We start from the raw sequence: 21509 nt of genomic DNA, 5'->3' as shown, positions 1-21509 counted from the left end.
TAGACGATATGGAAGGTTCGGCTGCAGGCAAGGGTCCGTGAGTGGGAATCAGAGCTACCCGATCGGGCGCGGATCCGACGAAGGAAGGACACCGAGATGGACGTGAAGTACACCGCGCATGCCGTCTCCTCGGGCGGCGGCCGGGATGGCGCCGTCCGTTCCGACGACGGCTTCATCGACCTCGAGCTGAAGCTGCCGCCCGCGCTCGGCGGCCCCGGCGGGGCGACGAACCCCGAGCAGTTGTTCGCGGCGGCCTACGCGTCGTGCTTCCACGGGGCGCTGCGGCTGGTCGGCCGCAACGAGAAGGTCACCATCCCGGACGGCGCGACGGTGGGCGCGGACGTCGGCATCGGACCGGACGAGACCAGCTTCGCGATCGCGGTGACGATCACCGCCACGGTGCCGGGGCTGGACCAGGCGACCGCCGACGACCTGGTGGCGAAGGCGCACCAGGTGTGCCCGTACTCCAAGGCCACCCGGGGCAACGTGGACGTCACCCTGGTCGCCAAGGTCTAGGTCCGCTCGCGGGCGAAGGCGATCTCCACGGCAGTGTGGCGGATGGACTCGTCGACCACGAGCGAGCCGTGGCCGGCGTCGAAGCGCAGCACCCGGTAGGGCAGGTCGCCGCGCGCGGCCAGGGCGTCGAGGTAGTTGTCCACCTGGCGGATCGGGCAGCGGGGGTCGTTCTCGCCGGCGAGGACCAGGACCGGCGCGCGGACCTTGTCGACGTAGGTGAGCGGTGAGGCGGCGCGGTAGAGCTCGGGCAGCTGCGCGGGCGAGCCGCCGAACAGCGCCCTGTCGAACGCGCGCAACTGCTCCATCTCGTCGGCGTACGCGGTGAGGTAGTCGGCCACCGGCAGCCCGGCGATGCCGGCGGCCCAGCGCTCGGGCTGGGTGCCCAGCGCGAGCAGCGCCAGGTAGCCGCCCCAGGACCAGCCGTCCACCACGCAGCGCGCCGGGTCGGCCAGGCCGGTGCGGACGGCCCAGTCGTGCACGGCGGCCACGTCCGCGAGCTCGGTGTGGCCGGGGTTGCCCTCGATCGCGTCCCGCCAGTGGCTGCCGTACCCGGTGGAGCCGCGGTAGTTGACCTCGATGACGGCGAACCCGGCGTCCACCCAGGCGGCCCGCACGCCGGAGAACCTGTCCTCGTCGGCCGCGTGCGGTCCGCCGTGCAGGATGAACGCGGCGGGCAGCGGCCGGGCCTCGTCGGGGGGCACGGAGACCAGCGCGTGGATCTCCCCGACCCAGGCGTCGGTGACCGGCACCGAGCTGGGCGCGCGCTCGCCGGGCGGCACGAACAGCTCGCGGTCGGTGCCGTCCGGGTGCAGCGCGCGCACCGAGGGCGGGGTGGCCGCCGACGAGCAGCCGTACTCCACCGCGCCGTCCGGGCGCACGGCGGCCGAGCCGACGCAGCCGGGCGCGGTGTCCAGCGCGGTCAGCGTGCCGCTGGCCAGCTCGTAGCGGTGCAGCGTGGCGCGGGCGGCGTGGGTGTGCACGACCAGCAGCGCGGTGCCGTCCGGGTAGAAGCCGCCGACCAGGTCGCCGGGCAGGTCGATGTCCAGCTCGGTCTGCTCGCCGGTCGCCACGTCCCAGATGAGCAGCTCGTCGCGGCCCCGCCGCTCGTGCCCGACCAGCAGCCGGGTGTCCCCGGCCAGCTCGGGGAACTCCAGCGGCATCAGCCCGCGCCCCGGCCCGTCCGCCAGCTCCCCGGCCACGTCGCCGGTCTCGGTCGACAGCACCCGCAGCGCCGGGTGCCGCGAGTCGCCGTGCTCGGAGTGCGAGATCGCCAGCAGCGTCTCGTCGTGGGACAGCGCGCCCACCCCGGCGTCCTCGGCGTGCTCGTAGACCAGCTCGGCCGGCTTGCCGTCCCGGGACAGCCAGATCCGGCTGCCGTCGTCGGTGGCGGTGCCCAACGCGACCACCCGGTGGCCGATCGCCAGCCCGGCGGAGTAGCCGGTCAGCGCGTCCGGTTCCCCGTCCGGAGGCGCCACGGCGTCGCGCGCGCTCCCGCCGCCCCCGTGGAACGGCTCGCTCACCCACCGTCCGTACTCATCACCGTCCGTGTCCGCGAACCACCACAGCCGCTCGCCGTCCGGGGCGATGCTCGCGGTGTGCGTCCCGCCGCGCCGGTCGGTGACCTGACGGTGCTCGCCGCTGGCCCGGTCCCAGGCGTAGATCTCCCAGGTGCCGCTCGCGTTCGACTCGTACACGCACCGGTCCGGGGCGTCGTGCGCCCACTCCGGCAGCGACACCCTCGGCGCGGTGAACCGGGCCCGCCAGCGGCGTTCCGACTCGGGGTCGTCGAAGAGGCGGTCCGGAACGTCCGCCAACGGATGGTCAACCACCCGCCCGATCCTGCCGCACGCGGGTCACTCCAAACATAACGGGCGTACCGGCTGGAAGTAGGTAGGCGGGTTACCGGCGGTAGATTAGATTGTGAGCATGACGGAGCCGCCCCGGGGCACCATGCAGCGCACCGCCCGGCTGGGCTCGCTCCCCGTCGGATTCGCCGGCCGCACCGCCGCCGGCTGGGCGCGCAGGCTGACCGGCGCCGACCGCGCCGAGGTCGCCGCCGAGCTGGCCAACCGCAACGCCGACCAGCTCTTCGCCGTGCTCGGCGAGCTCAAGGGCGGCGCGATGAAGCTCGGCCAGGCGCTGTCCGTCTACGAGGCCATGATCCCCTCCGAGCTGGCCGAGCCGTACCAGCGCGCGCTCACCAAGCTGCAGTCCAACGCCCCCGCGATGCCCGCGTCCGAGGTGCACCGGGTGCTGGCCGAGCAGCTCGGCCGGCGCTGGCCCGAGCGGTTCGCCGAGTTCGACGACGAGCGCCCGTTCGCCGCGAGCATCGGCCAGGTGCACCGGGCGGTCTGGCACGACGGCCGCGAGGTGGCCGTCAAGGTGCAGTACCCCGGCGCCGACCAGGCGCTGATGTCCGACCTGCGCCAGCTTCGCCGGTTCGCCAGGGTGATCCAGGTGATCGTGCCGGGGGCGGACGTGCGCGGGCTGCTCCAGGAGCTGATGGACCGGATGTCCGAGGAGCTGGACTACCGGCTGGAGGCCGACCACCAGCGCGCGTTCGCCGCCGCGCTGGCCGACGACGAGCAGGTCAGGGTGCCGAGGGTGCTGGCGTCCGCGCCCAAGGTGATCGTCTCCGAGTGGCTGGAGGGCACCCCGCTGTCCGAGTTCGTGCACCGGCGCGCCGCCGACGCCGCCGAACAGCGGGTCCGCGACCGGGTCGGCCGCCAGGTGATCGAGCTGAGCTTCTCCTCGCCGGCCAGGGTCGGCCTGCTGCACGCCGACCCGCACCCCGGCAACTACCGGGTGCTCGGCGACGGCCGGCTCGGCGTGCTCGACTTCGGCGCGGTGTCGCGGCTCCCGGACGGCATCCCCCGCCCGCTGGGCCGGCTGCTGCGGCTGGCCGCCGACCAGCGCGGCGAGGAGCTGCTCGAGCTGCTGCACGCCGAGGGGTTCGTGGGCATGGCCGACCGCGTCACCCCCGAGGACGTGCTGCACTACATCGGCGGCCTGGGCAACCCGGTGCGCGAGGACGAGTTCCACTACCACCGCGCGTTCATGCAGGCCGAGGGCGGCCGGGTGATCGACTTCGCGGGCGCGGACTTCCGCACCGGCCGGGCCATGAGCCTGCCGCCGCAGTACCTGATGCTGCTGCGCGTCGTGGCCGGCTGGATGAACATCCTGTCCCAGATCGACTGCACGGTCCGCTCCCGCGAGATCGTCACCCACTGGGTCCCGGGGTTCGCGGACGCCTGAACGCCGTACCCCGCCCCGCGAGTCGGGGATTTCGGCAGGGTGAGTCGCGGATTTTGTCAGCCCCCGGCGTCCAGACCGGCGATGTGCGGCGATACATTTGTATCGAACAGGTACTGAGGGCCGGCGGACGGGCGCAACGGAAAATGAGGCGTGGACGAAGACGGCGCGCTGACCGACCGTGACTCCCAGGCGATCGCCGACGCGGTGCTGCGGATCACCGCCAGGGACGGGCTGCACGCGGTCAGCATCCGCACGGTGGCGGCCGAGGCGGGGCGCTCGGTGGGCATGGTGCAGCGCCGGTTCGGCAGCAAGGACCACCTGTTGCGATGCGCCATGCGCAGGGTGGTGGAGCTGGTGGCCAGCCGGATCCGGGGGCGGTTGGCGGCGCTCGGCCCGGCGCCGGACCCGCGTGAGTTCGTCGAGGAGCTCTCCGTCGAGCTGATCACCGCCGGTCCGGTCCACCACGACGAGGGCATGATCTGGCTGGCGTTCCTGGCCAGGGCGGTGGTGGTGCCCGAGCTCGCGGAGGAGCTGCGCGAGCAGTACCGGCCGGGGGAGGCGGCCATCGCCAACGCGCTGCGCGACGCGGGCGTGGCCGGCATCGACCCGGGCCTGGAGGCCACCGCGCTGATCGCGATGCTGGACGGGCTGACCGCGCACGTGCTGCTCGGCCGCATCGAGCGGGCCACCGCCGTGCGCGCCCTGCGAGCCCAGCTTGACCGGCTGCTCCCCGGCCGGTGACCGGCCGGTCAGATGATCACGGTAGACTCGTGCACGTGCGGCGTTATTTCTGGTTTAGCCGGCCGGCCCCGGGTGGGCCCGCCAGCGGCCGCACGCGCTGACACCCACCCCGAGCCGGATCGTTGACGAGCCGGCTCGGCGCATCTTCCGGGGGCGGCTCGTAGAGAGGACGCCCACCATCATGACCGTCACGACCGATGCCGTCGCGCTGGACGGTAGACATACCAAGGGCATCAGCCCGCTGATCTCGCCGGCGCTGCTGCGCCAGGAACATCCGATGGATCCGCACGTCGCCGGCTGCGTCCAGCGCGCCCGCGCCGAGATCACCGACATCGTGCACGGCGCCGACGACCGCCTGCTGGTCGTGGTCGGCCCGTGCTCGATCCACGACCCGGCGGCCGCGCTGGAGTACGCCTCGCTGCTGGCCGCCGACGCCGAGCGGTTCTCCGGGCAGCTGCGGATCGTGATGCGGGCCTACTTCGAGAAGCCGAGGACGACGCTGGGCTGGAAGGGCCTGATCAACGACCCGGACCTGGACGGCAGCTACGCGGTCAACAAGGGGCTGCGGCTGGCTCGCGGGCTGCTGTTGGAGGTGTCCGGGCTCGGGCTGCCGGTGGGGTGCGAGTTCCTGGACCCGATCATCCCGCAGTTCCTGGCCGACACCGTGTCCTGGGGCGCGATCGGGGCGCGCACGGCGGCCAGCCAGGTGCACCGGCAGCTGTGCAGCGCGCTGTCCATGCCGGTCGGGATCAAGAACTCCACCGAGGGCGACGTGCAGGTCGCGGTGGACGGGGTGCGCGCGGCGGCCGCCGAGCACGTCTTCCCCGGGATCAACGCCGACGGCCTGGCCGCGCTGATCAGCACCACCGGCAACCCGGACTGCCACGTCATCCTGCGCGGCGGCGCGGCGGGGCCGAACTTCTCGGCGGCCGACGTGGCCGACGCGCTGCGCCGGCTGGACTCCGCCGGCCTGCCGCCGAGGGTGATCGTGGACGCCAGCCACGGCAACAGCGGCAAGAACCACCTGCGCCAGGCCGAGGTGGTCGCCGAGCTGGCCGACCGGATCGGCGCCGGCGAGCCCGGGATCATGGGCCTGATGCTGGAGAGCTTCCTCGTCGCCGGCCGCCAGGACCTCACCCTCGGCCGGGCCGGCGAGCTCTGTCACGGGCAGAGCATCACCGACGCCTGCATGGACTGGACGACCACGTCCGCGCTGCTCGAACGGCTGGCGACGGCGGTCGACGCCCGGCGCTGAGTGTCAGCGGCGCAGCGACCTGGGAGCCCTGCCGCCGACGCCGGCCAGGGACAGCGCCAGGCACAGCAGCCCGGCGGTGACCAGCACGTTTGCGGTGAGCACGCTGATGGAGATACCGACGAGCTCGAAGATCAGGGCGATCAGGAACAGCACAGCGGCGATGGTGGCGAGCATGGCTGACCTTCCTCGTTGACCGGCCGGGCGGACGATCTTGATTGTCCGCCCGGCCGGGGTGTGATGGATCACCAACCACCCAGACGTGTCTGTCGACACGACGGCCGGCGAGCTTGCGTTGCCCCTGAGGGTCATGTTTAGCGTCGAACGCATGGAAAACGTCAGCGATGCCACGTTCGAACGGGATGTGCTCCGGCACGACAAGCCGGTGCTGGTCGAGTTCTGGGCGCCCTGGTGCGGCCCGTGCCGGATGGTGGCACCGGTGCTGGCCGAGATCGCCGAGGAACGCTCCGACTCGCTCACCATCCGCAAGCTCAACACCGACGAGAACCCGGTGACCATGCGCGACTACCGGGTGATGTCGGTGCCGACGCTGATGCTGTTCCGCGACGGCGAGCCGGTGTGGGCCGGGATCGGCGCACGGCCCAAGGCCCGGCTGACGGCGGAGCTGGACGCCGCGCTCGGCGTGTCCGCGTAGACGTGCGGCTCGGGTTCGTCCTGTAGTAGCCTGTGGTCATCCCCCCAGGAGCTTCGGCTGCTGGGTGCGAGGCCCCGCTCCGGCGGGGCCTTTGCTTTACCGGTGCTTTACCAGCCCCTCGGTTTGCGGATGGTGCCGACCGCGTCGGTCAGGGTGGGCGGGAACTGGCTGGCCGCGAGCACCCCCGGGCGGATCTGCTTGAAGAAGTTCGGCTTGCAGCTGAGCAGGGCGTGGCTGCGCTTGCGGGCCGGGTGCGGGTTGAGGATCCCGACCACCTTGCCCAGCTCGTGGCGGACGATGCGCATCGGCTCGGTCAGGTCGCTGTCGTTGCTGACGATCACGAACGCGTCGGCGTCGTCCCGGAACGCGTCGGCCAGCAGGTGGGTGGCGAGGTTGACGTCCGAGCCCTTCTCCTCGGTGCGCAGTACCTCGACGACCTGAGGGCGGGCGGGCGGGCGGCGGATGGGCGAGCGGCATGCGCGCCGGGGCGGTCAGGAAGTGGCCCAGGTGCACCGACACGCGCGGGAGGGTGCCGAGCGCGCGCAGGTACGCGCCCTGGTGCACCGGGTCGTGCCGGCGGCCCGGGCGCGCGGAGACCCGGGCGGTGAAGTAGCGGACGCGGCGGACGTCGTTGCTGGGCAGCAGGCGCGCGCACAGCGCCTCGAGGTCCAACCAGCGGTACGGCGTGCCCTTGAGGCAGCCGTAGTACAGGTTGAACCCGTCGACGTAGACGTTCGTCCGCACCACCGCAGGCTAGCCGCGACCCCCGACATTACCTGGGCAAACGGCATTCGGCGTTCAGTCGGCGAGCGGGCGGAGCCGGAGCGGGGGTTCGGCGTACTCCTCGATCGCGTGCGCCACCCAGCCGACGGTGCGGGCCACCGCGAAGATCGTCTCGCCGGCGTCGGCGGGCATGCCGTAGGCGTGCATCAGCGCGGCCAGCGCCAGGTCCGCATTCGGGAACTGGCCTCGGTCCGGGTCCAGGTTGTCGAGCACGGCGTCGACGGTGGCCATGATCGGCGCGGCCTCCGGGCGTTCGCGGAGCAGGGCGAGCAGCACCGAGGCCCGGGGGTCGCGGCGCCGGTAGATCCGGTGGCCGAAGCCGGGCAGGCCCTCCCCGGCGCGCATCCGCTCGGACATCGCGCCGACCGGGTCGCGGCGGGCGTCGGCCAGGAACCGGTACGCCAGGCCGCTGGCCGCGCCGTGATAGTGCCCATCCAGCGCGCCGAGCGCGGCCGAGACCACCGCGTACGGGTGCGCCCGCGCGCTCGCCGCGACCCGGGCGGCCACCGTGGACACCGCCAGCCCGTGGTCGGCGAGCAGCACCAGCGCGGCGTCGAGCAGGCCGGGCGGTTCGGGGTACGGGCTCAGCGCCGGCCACAGCCGCCGCCCCAGCCCGCCGCCCGCCGCGTTCGACAGCGCCGACAGCGCCGACGGCGGGGCGAGCGCGTCGACGAGCACGCCCATCAACTGCTCCGCGGTGCGCACCACCGCGCCGGTGGACAGGTCGAACCGCAACGGGTCCGCCGCGCCCATGGCCACCACCGCGACCCGTACCCGGTCGGTGAGCCGCGCGGAGTCCGGCAACGCCGAGGTGACCGCCCGCGCCAGCGCCACCCGCTCGGCCGGCGCCGGGAACGGTGACCGCTCGCCCTCCTCACCGGTCCAGAGCAGGTGCGCCACGGCCTCCGGCGTCATCGTGGCGGCCAGCCCGGCGACGTCACGGCCCCGGTAGAACAGCCCATCGTCGCCCAGCCTGGTCAGCTCGGTGTGGATGTCACCACCGGACCGCCGCCGATGCGGCCCGCGCTCGGCCACCGCGGCCACCTCGTCCTCGGCGAACAGGCTGCCCCGCCGCCCGTCCCGCCGCGGCACGCTGGTCAGCAACCCCCTGCTGACGTACGCGTACACCGTCTCCGGCTTGACCCCGAGCCGCCGCGCCACCTCGCCCGTACTCAGATAAGCCACCGTTCTCCCAGCTCAGAACCCGTGAGTGGCTAGGGGTGCCATAGCACCCCTAGCCACTCACGGCCATCTACCAGCGCGTTCGCCAACATTGACTGGATCAATATTGACATGACTTTACGGCACGGCGCACGCTGCCGATACCGAAGACGAGGAGGTATGCCGTGATCGAGGTGCCGGCCGGGCTGCGGGACGTGGTGGTCACCACGACGGAGCTCGGTGATGTGCGCGGGCGGGAGGGCTTCTACCACTACCGCGAGTACTCGGCGATCGAGCTGGCCGAGACCCGGTCGTTCGAGGACGTCTGGTTTCTGTTCGTGCACGGGCGGTTGCCGTCCGTGCAGGAGCGTGCCCGGTTCGCCGAGGAGGTGGCCGCGTTGCGGTCGCTGCCCCAGGAGCTGGAACCGCTGCTGCCGGCGATCGCAAGCGTGGGTCCGACGTTCAACCCGCTCGCCGGCCTGCGCACCGCGTTGTCGCTGTGGGGCGCCGCGCGCGGCCTGCCGCCGCTGTGGGACGCCGACCCGGAACGGGCCATGGCGGACACGCTCGCGGTGTGCGCGGTGACCCCGACGATCCTGGCCGCCCTGCACCGGCTGCGCTCCGGAAAGCCGCCCTTGGCCCCGCGCGCGGAGCTGTCCAGCGCCGCCAACTGGCTCTACATGGTCACCGGCGAGGTGCCCGACGACGTGCTGGCCAGCGCGATCGAGCGGTACCTGATCTGCACCGCCGACCACGGGTTCAGCGCCTCGACGTTCACCGCCAGGGTGATCGCGTCGGCCGGCGCGGACGTGGCATCCGCCGTGACCGGGGCGATCGGGGCGTTCTCCGGGCCGCTGCACGGCGGCGCGCCGGACCGCGCGCTGGACTCGCTCGACGCCATCGGCAGCCCGGATCGGATCGACCGGTGGGTGGGCGAGCGGGTGCTGGCCGGCGACCGGATCATGGGATTCGGGCACGCGGTGTACCGGGTGGAGGACCCGAGGGCGCGGATGCTGCGCGAGACCGCCCGCGGCCTCGCGGACCGCCCCGGCGGCGAGCTGGTCGACTTCGCGGTCACCGTGGAGCGGCGGGTGATCGAGATACTGGCCGAGCTCAAGCCGGGGCGCACGCTGCCGGTGAACGTGGAGTTCTACGCCGGCGTGGTGATGGAGCTGTGCGGCATCCCGCGCTCGATGTTCACCCCGACCTTCGCGGTCAGCCGGGTCATCGGCTGGTGCGCCAACATCCTGGAGCAGACCCGGAGCGGCAAGATCATCCGTCCGGTGGCGCGGTACGCCGGCGCGGATGCTCCCCAACCGGTACCACAAGCCTGATCAGCCGCCGCCGTGGTGCTCCAGCACCCGGGTGAGCAGCCGGACCAGCTGCTCGCGCTCGGCAGGGGACAGCGGCGCGAGCAGCTCGTCCTGGATGCCGGCGAGCAGCTCGTCCAGCAGTCGTAGCTGATGCTCGCCCGAGCGCGTGATCGTGATGACGTTGCGCCTGCGATCGTCGTGATCGGGCGCGCGCCGCACCCACCCCAGCCCGCACATCTCGTTGACCAACGCCACCAGGTCGCTGCGGTAGATGCCGCAGCGCCGGCTCAGCTCCGCCTGGCTGGCCGGCCCGAACTCGTCCAGCGCGGCCAGCACCGAGTAGTGCGCCCGGCGCGCCCGCTGCGCCCCGAGCCCCTCGCCGACCAGCCGCCCCGCCGGCACCGCCGTCTGCGTGATCAACCAACTGGGCAGCCGGCGCAGCCGTCCCGGTGCGCCCGCCATCTCCATTCGGGCAGCATAGACGCTATCGTTAGTGTGACAAACGTTCGTCCGACTAACGGAGGACAGCCATGATCGAGCCGTTCCGGATTGAGATCCCCCAGGCCGACCTCGACGACCTGGCCGCCCGGCTGGACCGAACCCGTTGGCCCGATGAGCTGCCTGACGCCGGCTGGGGGTACGGCATCCCGATCCAGCGGGTCCGCGAGCTGGCCACCCGCTGGCGCGACGGCTACGACTGGCGCGTCCACGAGGCGGCGCTCAACGCGTTTCCGCAGTTCACCACCGTGATCGACGGCGCGAAGGTGCACTTCCTGCACGTCCGGTCGCCCGAGCCCGGCGCGCTGCCGCTGGTGCTCACGCACGGCTGGCCGGGCTCGATCGTGGAGTTCCTGGACGTGATCGGCCCGCTCACCGACCCGGCCCGGCACGGCGGCGACCCGGCCGACGCGTTCCACCTGGTCGTCCCGTCCATCCCCGGCTTCGGGTTCTCCGGCCCGACCACCGAGGCCGGCTGGCACTTCGAGCGGGTGGGGTGGGCGTGGGTCGAGCTGATGAGCCGGTTGGGGTACGAGCGGTACGGGGCGCAGGGCGGCGACTGGGGGACGGCGATCTCGCTCGCCGCGGGAGCGGCCGCGCCCGAGCGGGTCGTCGGCGTGCACGTCAACTTCCTGCCCACCCCGCCGTCGTCCCAACCGGTCGCGCTGGCCGACCCGGAGGACCGCGAGCGGCTGGAGCGGACCCGTCACTACCTGGCCAACGTGCCCGGCTACATGCGCATCCAGGGCACCCGGCCGCAGACGCTCGCCTACGGGCTGGCCGACTCGCCGGTCGGGCAGCTGGCCTGGATCGCCGACAAGTTCACCGAGTGGGTCGACCCGGCCAGCACGATCGACGACGACCGGGTGCTCACCAACGTGATGCTGTACTGGCTGACCGGCACGGCCGGCTCGTCCGCCCGGATCTACGCCGAGTCGCAGGGGCGGCACCGGCCGGCCGGCGACTCGGTGCCGCTCGGGGTGGCGGTGTTCCCGCACGACATCGTGCTGCCGGTGCGGGAGCTGGCGCGGTCGCGGTTCCACGTCACGCACTGGACCGAGTTCGATCACGGTGGTCACTTCGCGGCGATGGAGGCACCGGACTCGCTGGTCGCGGACGTGCGGGAGTTCTTCCGGTCGGTGCGGGCGGCGTCCTAGGCGTCGTAGTCCACGGTGAGGTGGTCGGTGACCGGGAGGGACTGGCAGGTCAGGACGTAGCCGGCGGCCAGCTCGTCGTCCTCCAGGGCGAAGTTGCGGCGCATCCGGACCTCGCCCGCGGTGACCCGGGCCCGGCAGGTGCCGCAGACGCCGCCCTTGCAGGCGAACGGCAGGTCGCCCCGGGTCCGTTGGGCGGCGTCGAGGACGGGCGTCGCGCGGGGCAGGGTCAGCGTGGTGGAGCGGCCGTTGAGGATCACGGTGACCTCGGCGGTCTCGCCGGTGGCCGGCTCGGAGTCCGGGTGGTGCAGCTCGGGCGGCGGTTCGTCGACGTAGAACAGCTCGCGGTGCACCCGTTCCCGGCTCACGCCCAGCTCGCCGAGCACGGCGAGCGCGGACTCCGTCATGCCCAGCGGGCCGCACAGCCACCACTGGTCCACGCCGTCGACGTCGACCAGCCGGGTCAGCAGCTCGCGCAGCTTGTCCCCGTCGAGGCGGCCGGCGAAGATCTCCGCCTCCATCGGCTCGCGGGACAGCACGTGCACCAGGTGCAGCCTCGGGCCGTACAGGTTCTTCAGGTCGGCCAGCTCCTCGGTGAACATCACCGTGTCGGTGCGCCGGTTGCCGTAGAGCAGCGTGACGGTGGTGTCCGGGTGCGCGGCCAGCACGGACGCCGCGATGGACAGCACCGGCGTGATCCCCGAGCCGGCCGCGACCAGCCCGTGGTGCTCGCCGGCCTTCGGCGTCGGGGTGAACGACCCGGCCGGCGGCCCGACCTCCACCTCGTCGCCGGCGCGCACGCCGTCCACCAGCCACTCGGAGAACAGCCCGGACTCGATCCGCCGCACCCCCACCCGGGGCGCGGCGCCGGCCGGCGCGCAGATCGAGTACGAACGGCGCTCCTCCACGCCGTCGCGGAACAGCCGCAGCGTCAGGTACTGCCCCGGCCGGAACGCGAACCGCTCGCGCAGCGGCTCCGGCACCTCGAAGGTCACCGCCGCCGCGTCCGCGCACAGCCGCTCCACCCCCGCCACCCGCAGCCGGTAGAAACCGGCGGTGGCCGTCACCGTCAGATCTCCTTCACGTGCTCGAACGGCTCCAAACAGGCCGGGCAGCGGCGCAGCTCGGTGCACGGCGTCGGGCCGAACCTCGACAGCTCCTCGGTGGCCGGCTCACCACACCGAGGACAGGCCACCCGCGCGGCGGCCGGCGGATCCAAACTGAGCGCCACCGGCCCAGCACGACCGCGCACCGAAGGCGGCGCAATGCCGGCCTCGGCGAGCTTGCGCCGGCCGTCCTCGGTGATCCAGTCCGTGCTCCACGGCGGCGACAACACCGTGCGCACCTCCACCCGCTCGTACCCCGCCTCGGCCAGTGCCCGCCGCAAATCCGCCCGCATCTCCGCGAGCGCGGGACACCCCGTGTACGTCGGTGTGATCGTCACCGACACCGTGTCCCCGTCCACCCGCACCTCCCTGACCACCCCGAGATCCGCCAACGTCAAGGCCGGCAGCTCCGGATCCCGCACCCCCGCGACCGCCCGCACAACCCGTGAGTGGCCAGGGCCGTCATAGCGCACGGCTCGCCTCCTCCGACCGAATGTTCGTTCGTTTCCGAGCATGGCGCACCCCAGCCCCCCGCGCAACCCCAGGTCACCACCCGTGAGTGGTTAGCGTTGCTATGACAACGCTAACCACTCACGGGTCCTGACCAGCGCTGATTCGAATGAGAGATCGATTCAGGCGGGCGGGAGGGGCCAGGTGTGGACGGGGACGTTGCTGGTCATGCCGTCGAGGTAGCGCTCGAGCATGCCCCGGATGGCGGTGAGGCGGTCGGCGCCTCGGTGTTCCAGGGCGTCGACGGCGCGCAGTTGCCAGTTGGAGCCGGTGCGGCCGGTCAGGCAGCGCTGTTCGATCACGTCCAGGTAGCGGCCGGAGATGGCGTCGTCGACGCCCCAGCGGGCCAGGCCCTCGGCGGCCAGCGGCAGCAGGTGGCGCAGCACCAGCACGTCCGGGCTGACCCAGCCGTGGTCGGGCCAGTACAGGGTGGCCTCCAGCCCGTCGCGGGCGGCGAGCGAGAAGTTCTGCTCGGCGGCGGCGAACGGGAGCTGCGACCACACCGGCCGGTCCTGGTCGGTGAGCATCCGCAGCAGGCCGTAGAAGAACATCGCGTTGGCGATCATGTCGACCACCGTGGGCCCGGCCGGCAGCACCCGGTTCTCCACCCGCAGGTGCGGCATGCCGTCGGCGATGTCGTAGATCGGCCGGTTCCACCGCCAGATGGTGCCGTTGTGCAGCCGCAGCTCCTCCAGCGCCGGCACCCGCCCGGCGGCCAGCTCGGCCTGCGGGTCCTGCTCCTCGGCCACCGGGAGCAGCCCGGGGAAGTACCGGACGTTCTCCTCGAACAGCTCGAAGATGGAGTTGATCCACCGCTCCCCGAACCAGACCCTGGGCCGCACCCCCTGGTTGCGCAGCTCTTCCGAGCGCACGTCGGTGGCCTGCAGGAACAGCGGCACCCTGGTCTCCGCCCAGAGCTTGCGCCCGAGCAGCAGCGGCGAGTTCGCGCCAACCGCCACCTGCACGCCGGCCAGGCACTGCGCGGCGTTCCAGTGCGCCGCGAACGCGTCCGGCGGCACCTGCAGGTGTAGCTGCAGCGACGTGCAGGCGGCCTCCGGGGTGATCGAGTCGAAGTCCATGTGCAGCCGCTCGGTGGCGTCCTCGCCGTCGTCGCGCGCCGGGGCGTCGATGTCCAGCCGGAACGGCTCGCCCCGCGCGGCGAGCATCTGCTCGTTGAGTGCGGTGTAGCGGGCCATCGGGGAGATCCGGTCGGCCACCAGGTGGACCTCGGTGACGGTGGGCAGTATCCCGATGGTGAGCACCCTGGCGCCGACCGCCTCGGCCTGCTTCTCGATCTCGGCCAGCATGTCGAGCAGGTGGTGTTCGAGGTAGCGGCCCTGCTCGCCCATCAGCGGGCGCGGCGGGAGGTTCAGCTCGACGGTCCAGCGGCCCAGCTCGGACTGCAGCTCGGGCGAGTCCACCCCGTCCAGCACGGCCAGGTTGCGCATGGCCGGGTCGAGCTGCTGGTCCACCAGGTTGAGCTCAACCTCGAGGCCGGTGGTCGCCTCGGTGTCGGCGGCGAACGCTCCCTCTCGGAGCATGGAGGCGAGCGCGTTCAAGCACCGATGCACCTTGCCCCGATACTGCTGGCGCTCGCGGCGGGTGAACGAACTTCGGGCCAATTCACGGCCCACACGGCCCTCCCTCGGTCGGGGTACCTGGCGGAATCCGGGCGGGCCTACCACCGTGACACAGTGAGCGGGTCAACGCTACGGCTGTCCGGATGACGGAACGCTGTGACCGGCGCATTTGTGCCGTTCTCGGCCGTGTCAGCCACCACTGTGTGGACAACCACACCACCAGCCCCAAGATGGTGCGGTGGCACGCATGATCACCGTGGACGACCCGTCCGACCCCCGGCTCGACGACTTTCGCGACCTGACCACCGCGGACCGCCGCCCTGACCGCCCCGGCGGGCGCGGCCTGGTGATCGCCGAGGGGGTCGTCGTGGTGCGCCGGCTGCTGGACTCGCCGTACCCGGTGCGCGCGCTGCTCGGGGTGTCCGCCCGGCTCGCCGACCTGGCCGACGACCTGGCCGGCCACGACGTGCCCGCCTACGTCTGTGGCGTGGACGTGATGGCGCGCGTGGTCGGCTTCCACCTCAACCGGGGCGTGCTCGCGGTGGCCGACCGTGCCGCGCCGGTGGACGTCGAGGAGCTGGCGTCGTCCGCACGGGTGCTGGCCGTGCTGGAGGGCGTGAACGATCATGAGAACCTGGGCTCGCTGTTCCGTAATGCCGCCGCGCTCGGCGTGGACGGGGTGCTGCTCGGGCCGCGCTGCGCCGACCCGTTGTACCGGCGCAGCGTGCGGGTGTCCATGGGGCATGTACTACGAGTTCCGTTCGGCGAGCTGCCCGGGCCGTGGCCGGCGTCGCTGGAGTCGTTGCGCGCGGGCGGCCGGCGGATCGTGGCACTGACCCCGCGCGCGTCCGCGACCTCGCTGGCCGCCGCCGGGTTGGCCGGCTCGCGGGTCGCGGTGGTGCTGGGGGCGGAGGGGCCGGGGTTGAGCGAGCCCGCGCTGGCCGCCGCCGACGAGTGGGTCCGTATTCCGATGGCGGATGGGGTGGACTCCCTGAACGTGGCCACCGCCGCCGCTGTGACCTTCTACGCAACCGGGGCACCCGAGCGCGCCCACTAGGGTGAACGGGATGCGCGTGGTCGACGGGGAGCTGGACGAACCCACGCCGTGGGCGACGGGCCTGACCGCGTCGGCGATCATCGCGGTGCTGATCGCGACGATCGACATGATCCTGAGCCGGGCGCTGCAGATCTCGTTCGGGTGGGTGTGGATCCCGGCGAACGTGCTCATCGGTGCCGGGCTGGCGCCGTCGATCCTGCTGCTGCGGCGGATGCCGTTCTGGCGGTGGATCGCTTACGGGGTCGCCGCGGGGCTGGTCGCCGCCTGGTTCATCCTGATCGTGACCGCAGTCCTCTAGTTCCGCTTGACGCCGAGCAGGACGTCTTCCCAGGACGGCATGACCGGCTTGCCCTTGCGGCCGCCGCCGCGCTTGGCGCCGCCCGACTGGGTGGGCTCGGCGTCGTCCTTGGCGGGCTGGGCGGGCTTGGACGAGCGGGCGGAGCGGGCGCCGGAGCCGGTGGTGGTCTTGGTGGCACGGCGGCCGGCGGACTGGTCGGTGCCGGTCGCGCGCTCGGCGGTCACCCTGGTGTTGGGGGCGGACGCGGTCACCTCGTCGGACTCGGTGCCGGGCTCGGCGGTCTCGTCGGCCTCGGGGTGCGCGGAGTCCGGCTTGCTGAAGTCGATCACGGGGCCGACCCGGCGCGGCGGGCGGGCGAGCTGGCCGTCGATCAGGTCGGTGGCGTGCTCGTCCAGGGCGGTCACGGTGCCGCCGTGCGCGCCGGGGTTGTACTGCCAGCGGGCGGTGATGTCCGAGCGGCCGACCCGCCAGCCCAGCGTGACCACCCACTTGTGGTCCTCGCCGCGCCATGCGTCCCACTCGGCCTGCTCGAACTCCTGGCCGCGCAGGGTGAACGTGCTGGCCACGACCTCGTTGAGGGTGCGGACATCCGGCCCGTCGTCGCGCACCGGGTGCGCCTGCTGGGCCATCTCCGCGATGCGCGAGCGCTCCAACAGGACCGGGTAGGCGAACCGCTCGATGCGCTGCAGCGGAACACCGGCGGCGGCCGCCACCTGCTCCACGGACGCGCCCGCGCGGATGCGGGCCTGGATCTCACGTGGTCGCAACTGGCTCTCCAACTCCATCGACATCTGCCCGAGTCGTTGGACGTCGCCGCGCGCCGCTGCGCGAAGCCGTTCATCGGCCGGAACGGCGAACCGCTCATGCCGGTCGGGGTCTTCGAGGATGACGCACGGGTTGCCCGAGCCATCCTCTCCGTACCCCACGACCCGCAGTGCGCGCATCAGCCCTCCGCTCGCCCCTACGCTCGTCCGAGTGACATTAGTTGCCAGCGTCGCACCCGTCCCGTAGGCGCGCCGCTCGGGTCAACCCGGCTCGCCTGGCAGAGTGTAGTCATCCGACTCCCGAGCGCTGTCGATGAAGGTCACCCATCTCGCCCGCCCGCCCGCGCCAGGGGCCGGGCGCGCTCAGAGGCGCTCGACGACCCAGTCGATGCAGGCGGTGAGCGCGGAGACGTCCTCGGGGTCGATGGCCGGGAACATGCCGATGCGGAGTTGGTTGCGGCCGAGCTTGCGGTACGGCTCGGTGTCGACGATGCCGTTGGCGCGCAGGGTGCGCGCGACGGCGGCCGCGTCCACCGACTCGTCGAAGTCGATGGTGCCGACGACCTGGGAGCGGTGGGCGGGGTCGGTCACGAACGGGGTGGCGTACGAGGACCTCTCCGCCCAGGAGTACAGCCGCGTCGAGGAGTCCAGCGTTCGGGCCACGCACGCGGAGAGGCCGCCGAGGCCGAGCATCCAGTCGATCTGGTCGGCCAGCAGGAACAGGGTGGCCACCGCGGGGGTGTTGTACGTCTGGTCCTTCGCGGAGTTGTCCACCGCCGTGGCCAGCGACAGGAACTCGGGGATCCACCGGTCGGAGCCCGCGATCGCCGCGACCCGGTCCAGTGCGGCGGGGCTCATCAGCGCGATCCACAGCCCGCCGTCGGCGGCGAAGCACTTCTGTGGGGCGAAGTAGTAGACGTCCGCGTCCCGCACGTCCACCGGCAGGCCGCCGGCGCCCGAGGTGGCGTCGATGGCGACCAACTGGCCGTCCGCCCAACCGGCCGGCCGCGCCACCGGCACCGCCACGCCGGTGGACGTCTCGTTGTGCGCCCAGGCCAGCACGTCGACCGACGGGTCCGACGCCGGCGCCGGGGCGCTGCCCGGGTCGGCGGCCACCACGATCGGGTCGGCCAGGAACGGCGCCCCGGCCGTCACCTTCGCGAACTTGGACGAGAACTCGCCGTAGGTCAGGTGCAGCGCGCGCTCGCGCACCAGACCGAACGCGGCGGCGTCCCAGAACGCGGTGGTGCCGCCGTTGCCGAGCACCACCGCGTAGTCCTCGGGCAGCGAGAACAGCTCGCGCAGCCCCGCCCGCACCCGCCCGACGAGGGACTTGACCGGCTTCTGCCGGTGCGAGGTGCCCATCACCTCGGCCCCGTCCCGAGCCAGCGCGGCGAGCTGTTCGGGGCGCACCTTGGACGGGCCGCAGCCGAAGCGGCCGTCGGAGGGCTTGAGGTCGGCGGGGATCTCCAGCGCGGTCTGGGTGGGCGAAGTCGTCACGTGCGCCAGTGTCTCAACCCCGGACCTGCCGGAACCGCTCGGGTGAGGAGCTTCTCAGCGCCGGCTCATGTCGCAGCTGGGTGGCCGCGGCATGCCGGCGGTCAGCTCCCACGCCGCCGAACGCGCGGGGTTCCAGCTCCGCCAGCCCACCGGATCGTCGACATCGAGAGAGAGCGGCCACAACGCGCAGCCGCGCATCGGCTCGGGCAGCACGGCCAGGGCAGGGGCCGCGTCGGGGGACAGCTCGGACAGGTACTTCAGGTCGATCTTGCCGGTGTCCCGCCAGCGCTGGATGTTGTGCTCGGCGATGAACCGGTCCGGGTTCAGCGCGGCCAGCGCCAGCAGCGCGGCCAGCCCGCTTCCGGCGATCGCCCTGGCCAGCCAGGTCGCCCGGTCCCGGACGCCGGACGCGAGCAGCAGCAGGTACACCAGGCCCAGCCACAGCTCGCAGCCGAACACCAGCAGCCGCAGCACGGTGAAGCCGTAGGCCTGCTGGTAGGCCCACATCCGGGTCAGCGCGGACGCCACGATCACGAGCGTCAGGACGGCCAGCGCGCCGAGCAGGGCGCGCTGCCAGCGCCGGTCGGCGGCGGTGGACACCTTCCCGTAGCGGGCCGCCGTCATGATCACGGCCAGGGTCAGCACGGTGACGGCGAGCAGCTGCCAGAAGCCGCTGCGCGCGTACTCGGCGTAGCTGAGGCCGGTGGTGCGCTGGACGTACTCGGCGCCGCCGAACAGCGCGGCGAGCTGCACCGCGACGAACACGCCGAACAGCGCGACCAGCACGCCGACCGGCAGCGCCCACTCGATCAGGCGCAGCCGCTGGGGGCGTTCGGCGTCCAGCTTGTCCGGCCGGGGCGGGGCGGAGAGCAGGTAGCCGGCCGCGATCATGGCGGCGCCGAAGAGCAGGAACACCGATGCCCAGCGGAGCACGGTCAGCACGTCGATGTCCGGCAGCAGCGCGGCGAACCCGGCGTCCGCGCCGGCCAGCAGGGCGGTGAACACGGCCAGCAGCGCCAGCGAGACGACCGCCGCGCCGGCGGTGCGCAGCAGGTTGCGGTCCCGGCTGCTGGCGGCGGTGATCCCGCGCCGGGCCCAGGGCAGCGCGCCGAAGCTCAGGCCGAGCACGGCGACCGTGCCCAGCAGCAGCCCGCGCACCGAACGCCCGCCGGCCACCGCGATCGAGCCGGCGAGCGCGGCGCCGAACACGCACATCGGCAGCAGCCATTCGGCGCTGCGTAACGCGGTCATGGCGAGCAGCCCGAGCGCGCCGGCGATCCACAGCGCCCCGGCCCGCCTGGTCCGTTCCGGGCCGGCGGGCGCGGTCCGGGCCAGCGCCACGACCAACCCGGCGAGCGCCAGCCCGGCCAGCGGCCAGCCGAGCCCGTACCAGGTCGTCGGCACGAAGATCGCCGCCGCCAGCCCGGCCAGGCCCGCGACGCGCAGGACCGTCGAGCTGGCCGGAGCTTCCGGCCTGGGCCAGACCGGCGGCGGAGGCGGCGGCAGCGGCGGCCTCGGTGCAACAGCGGGCGGCGGGGCGTATGGGCTGGCGGAGGGCTGGGTCATCGGTCACGCTCCATGCTGTTCGGAAGGATCACCCGGACGACACATCCGGCTCGGGTGGTGACCCCGGGCTCGGGCTCACCGTTGGGGTCGGCGATGGTGATCCGCCCGCCGTGCAGGTCGATCACCCAGCGCGCGATCGCCAGCCCGAGCCCGGTGCCGCCACCGCCGGCCCGCTCGCCCCTGGTGAACCGCTGGAACACCCGGTGTCGCTGCTCGGCGGGGATGCCGGGGCCTTCGTCGCGGACCTCCAGCACCTGCTGGCCCCGGTCCTGCCGGGCGGCGACGACCACGGTGCCGTCGGCCGGGCCGTGGCGGACGGCGTTGTCGAGCAGGTTGACCACCACCTGGCGCAGCCGGGTGCGGTCGGCGTGCACCGCCAGGGTCGGCGGGGTGAGCCGCAGGTCGAACCGGATGCGGCGGTCGGCGGCGGCGGCCACCGTCTCGGCCTCGGTGACCGCCTCGGCCAGCAGCGGCTCCAGCTCGAACACCTCCTTGCGCAGGGCCAGCGCGCCGGCGTCGATCCGGGACAGGTCCAGGAAGTCCTCGACCAGCCGGCCCAGCCGCTCGGCGTGGGCCAGCGCGGTGGGCAGCACGTCGGTGTCCGGCTCGGTCACGCCGTCGACGGCGTTCTCCAGCATCGCCCGCAGTGCGGTGACCGGGGTGCGCAGCTCGTGTGACACGTTGGCGATCAGCTCGCGGCGCTGGCGGTCGGCGGCGGCCAGGTCGGCGGCCATCTGGTTGAACGCCTCGGCGAGCTGGCCGACCTCGTCGCGGGTGGTGGCGCGGACCTGGCGGGTGTAGTCGCCCTGGGCCATGGCGCGCGCGGCCGAGGTCATCTCGCGCAGCGGCCGGGTCATGCCCAGCGCCAGCAACTGCGCGGTGAGCAGTACGAGCACGACGGTGACGAACGTCGTGGTGTACGGCGGCATCCAGCGGTACTGGTACCAGAGGTACGCGATGCCCACGGCGCCCGAGCCGAGCAGCACGATGCTCAGCTTCAGCTTGATCGACCGCACCGGGTCGAGCGGGCGGGGCAGGAGGTTGACAGTCCGCTGCCAGGCCGTCACCGGGGCACCTCCAGCGCGTAGCCGACTCCGTGCACGGTCCGGATCAGGTCGGTGCCGAGCTTGCCGCGCAGCGCCTTGACGTGGCTGTCCACCGTGCGCGTCGCGGCGTGGCCGGGGAACCCCCACACCTCGCTGAGCAGCCGCTCCCTGGGCAGCACGGCTCGCGGCCTTCCCGCCAGATAGACGAGCAGCTCGAACTCGGTCGGGGTGAGGTGCACCTCCGCGCCCGCCCGGTGCACCCGCCGCTCCACCGGGTCGATCTCCACGTCGCCGAGCACTATCCGCTCGTGGGTCTCGGGCGTGGCGCTCAGCTCGGCGGCCCGCTCCACCCGCCGCAGCAGCGCGTGCACCCGGGCCGCCAGCTCGCGGATGGAGAACGGCTTGGTCAGGTAGTCGTCCGCGCCAACCCCCAGGCCGACCAGCAGATCCGTCTCGTCGTCGCGCGCCGTGACCATCAGCACCGGCACCGGCCGCCGGGCCTGGATCCGCCGGCACACCTCGATGCCGTCGAACCCGGGCAGCATGACGTCGAGCACCACAAGGTCGGGCTCGTTGGCCTCCGCGCTAGCCACCGCCCGAGGCCCGTCGTGCGCGATGTCCACCGCGAACCCCTCGGCGCGCAGCCGCGCCGCTATGGCGTCCGCGATCGTCGCCTCGTCCTCGACCACCAGTACCCGCCGCTGGCCAGCGCTCATGAGCACTGACCCTAAGGCCGGCAGGTGCAGACCCTTAG

Annotated in this window: 22 protein-coding genes; 9 read left to right on the top strand and 13 right to left on the bottom strand. The window is 73.0% G+C overall.

Annotated elements, in window-relative coordinates:
* Positions 1-96: 96 nt before the first annotated feature.
* A complete protein-coding gene (locus tag N912_RS0131595) occupies positions 97-516 on the top strand; it encodes an organic hydroperoxide resistance protein (RefSeq protein ID WP_028925542.1) in 420 nt (139 codons plus the stop codon).
* Here the strand turns inward: N912_RS0131595 and N912_RS0131590 are convergent.
* Positions 513-2345, bottom strand: a complete 1833-nt coding sequence (locus tag N912_RS0131590) for a S9 family peptidase (protein ID WP_037067536.1) — start codon at positions 2343-2345, stop codon at positions 513-515. The genes N912_RS0131595 and N912_RS0131590 overlap by 4 nt on opposite strands.
* A 97-nt stretch (positions 2346-2442) precedes the next feature.
* Between N912_RS0131590 and N912_RS0131585 the strand changes: the two genes are divergently transcribed.
* The 3 genes from N912_RS0131585 (at position 2443) to N912_RS0131575 (ending at position 5767) form a co-directional block, all read left to right on the top strand.
* Positions 2443-3771 (top strand): ABC1 kinase family protein, encoded by a 1329-nt coding sequence (locus N912_RS0131585; protein ID WP_028925540.1) that lies wholly within the window; start codon positions 2443-2445, stop codon positions 3769-3771.
* 150 nt (positions 3772-3921) lie between these two features.
* Positions 3922-4512 (top strand): TetR/AcrR family transcriptional regulator, encoded by a 591-nt coding sequence (locus N912_RS0131580; RefSeq protein ID WP_051581073.1) that lies wholly within the window; start codon positions 3922-3924, stop codon positions 4510-4512.
* A gap of 181 nt (positions 4513-4693) precedes the next feature.
* Positions 4694-5767, top strand: a complete 1074-nt coding sequence (locus N912_RS0131575; RefSeq protein WP_028925538.1) for a 3-deoxy-7-phosphoheptulonate synthase — start codon at positions 4694-4696, stop codon at positions 5765-5767.
* Between the two features lie 3 nt (positions 5768-5770).
* Here N912_RS0131575 and N912_RS64665 read toward each other — a convergent pair whose 3' ends face one another.
* Positions 5771-5941 (bottom strand): hypothetical protein, encoded by a 171-nt coding sequence (locus N912_RS64665; protein WP_169747993.1) that lies wholly within the window; start codon positions 5939-5941, stop codon positions 5771-5773.
* A gap of 151 nt (positions 5942-6092) precedes the next feature.
* Here N912_RS64665 and trxA point away from each other — a divergent pair, with 151 nt between their 5' ends.
* A complete protein-coding gene (trxA, locus tag N912_RS0131565) occupies positions 6093-6419 on the top strand; it encodes a thioredoxin (RefSeq protein ID WP_037067533.1) in 327 nt (108 codons plus the stop codon).
* 107 nt (positions 6420-6526) lie between these two features.
* On the opposite strand, the gene N912_RS65305 is transcribed toward trxA, so the two are convergent.
* Both N912_RS65305 and N912_RS0131555 read right to left on the bottom strand, forming a co-directional pair.
* Positions 6527-6844: an NYN domain-containing protein gene (locus N912_RS65305; protein ID WP_281176322.1), complete on the bottom strand. Its 318-nt coding sequence runs from the start codon at positions 6842-6844 to the stop codon at positions 6527-6529.
* 373 nt (positions 6845-7217) lie between these two features.
* Positions 7218-8387, bottom strand: coding sequence for a citrate synthase (locus N912_RS0131555; RefSeq protein WP_028925536.1), 1170 nt, complete (start codon positions 8385-8387; stop codon positions 7218-7220).
* Between the two features lie 161 nt (positions 8388-8548).
* Here N912_RS0131555 and N912_RS0131550 point away from each other — a divergent pair, with 161 nt between their 5' ends.
* On the top strand, positions 8549-9697 hold the full coding sequence (locus N912_RS0131550; protein WP_245645538.1) for a citrate/2-methylcitrate synthase: 1149 nt from the start codon (positions 8549-8551) through the stop codon (positions 9695-9697).
* On the opposite strand, the gene N912_RS0131545 is transcribed toward N912_RS0131550, so the two are convergent.
* Complete coding sequence (locus N912_RS0131545; protein WP_037067527.1) at positions 9698-10144, bottom strand: MarR family winged helix-turn-helix transcriptional regulator; 447 nt, start codon at positions 10142-10144, stop codon at positions 9698-9700.
* Between the two features lie 62 nt (positions 10145-10206).
* Here N912_RS0131545 and N912_RS0131540 point away from each other — a divergent pair, with 62 nt between their 5' ends.
* Positions 10207-11331, top strand: coding sequence for an epoxide hydrolase family protein (locus N912_RS0131540; protein WP_028925533.1), 1125 nt, complete (start codon positions 10207-10209; stop codon positions 11329-11331).
* Here the strand turns inward: N912_RS0131540 and paaE are convergent.
* The 3 genes from paaE to N912_RS0131525 all read right to left on the bottom strand — a co-directional run bounded on the left by paaE (position 11328) and on the right by N912_RS0131525 (position 14578).
* On the bottom strand, positions 11328-12401 hold the full coding sequence (paaE, locus tag N912_RS0131535) for a 1,2-phenylacetyl-CoA epoxidase subunit PaaE (RefSeq protein ID WP_028925532.1): 1074 nt from the start codon (positions 12399-12401) through the stop codon (positions 11328-11330). The genes N912_RS0131540 and paaE overlap by 4 nt on opposite strands.
* On the bottom strand, positions 12398-12907 hold the full coding sequence (gene paaD, locus N912_RS0131530; RefSeq protein ID WP_051581110.1) for a 1,2-phenylacetyl-CoA epoxidase subunit PaaD: 510 nt from the start codon (positions 12905-12907) through the stop codon (positions 12398-12400). The genes paaE and paaD overlap by 4 nt, the downstream gene beginning before the upstream one ends.
* 159 nt (positions 12908-13066) lie before the next feature.
* Positions 13067-14578, bottom strand: a complete 1512-nt coding sequence (locus tag N912_RS0131525; RefSeq protein ID WP_028925531.1) for a glutamate-cysteine ligase family protein — start codon at positions 14576-14578, stop codon at positions 13067-13069.
* Between the two features lie 193 nt (positions 14579-14771).
* Between N912_RS0131525 and N912_RS0131520 the strand changes: the two genes are divergently transcribed.
* Together N912_RS0131520 and N912_RS55900 are read left to right on the top strand one after the other, a co-directional pair.
* Positions 14772-15581 (top strand): TrmH family RNA methyltransferase, encoded by an 810-nt coding sequence (locus N912_RS0131520; RefSeq protein ID WP_425415333.1) that lies wholly within the window; start codon positions 14772-14774, stop codon positions 15579-15581.
* 10 nt (positions 15582-15591) lie between these two features.
* Positions 15592-15879: a DUF2537 domain-containing protein gene (locus N912_RS55900; protein ID WP_156994169.1), complete on the top strand. Its 288-nt coding sequence runs from the start codon at positions 15592-15594 to the stop codon at positions 15877-15879.
* Here N912_RS55900 and sepH read toward each other — a convergent pair.
* The 5 genes from sepH to N912_RS0131490 form a co-directional block, all read right to left on the bottom strand.
* On the bottom strand, positions 15876-16823 hold the full coding sequence (gene sepH, locus N912_RS0131510; protein WP_028925529.1) for a septation protein SepH: 948 nt from the start codon (positions 16821-16823) through the stop codon (positions 15876-15878). The genes N912_RS55900 and sepH overlap by 4 nt on opposite strands.
* Positions 16824-17006: 183 nt before the next feature.
* Entirely contained in the window at positions 17007-18143 is a 1137-nt protein-coding gene (serC, locus tag N912_RS0131505; RefSeq protein ID WP_028925528.1) for a phosphoserine transaminase, read from the bottom strand.
* Positions 18144-18197: 54 nt separating this feature from the next.
* On the bottom strand, positions 18198-19709 hold the full coding sequence (locus N912_RS55895; RefSeq protein ID WP_051581070.1) for a DUF4153 domain-containing protein: 1512 nt from the start codon (positions 19707-19709) through the stop codon (positions 18198-18200).
* Positions 19706-20776, bottom strand: coding sequence for a HAMP domain-containing sensor histidine kinase (locus N912_RS0131495; RefSeq protein ID WP_028925527.1), 1071 nt, complete (start codon positions 20774-20776; stop codon positions 19706-19708). Before N912_RS0131495 ends, N912_RS55895 begins: the two co-directional genes overlap by 4 nt.
* A complete protein-coding gene (locus tag N912_RS0131490) occupies positions 20773-21471 on the bottom strand; it encodes a response regulator transcription factor (RefSeq protein ID WP_037067524.1) in 699 nt (232 codons plus the stop codon). The genes N912_RS0131495 and N912_RS0131490 overlap by 4 nt, the downstream gene beginning before the upstream one ends.
* Positions 21472-21509: the final 38 nt, after the last annotated feature.

It is taken from the genome of Actinospineispora acaciae DSM 45401 (genome assembly GCF_000620785.1).
GTDB classification, from domain to species: domain Bacteria; phylum Actinomycetota; class Actinomycetes; order Mycobacteriales; family Pseudonocardiaceae; genus Pseudonocardia; species Pseudonocardia acaciae.
This window is presented reverse-complemented; position numbering and strand designations above follow the sequence as displayed.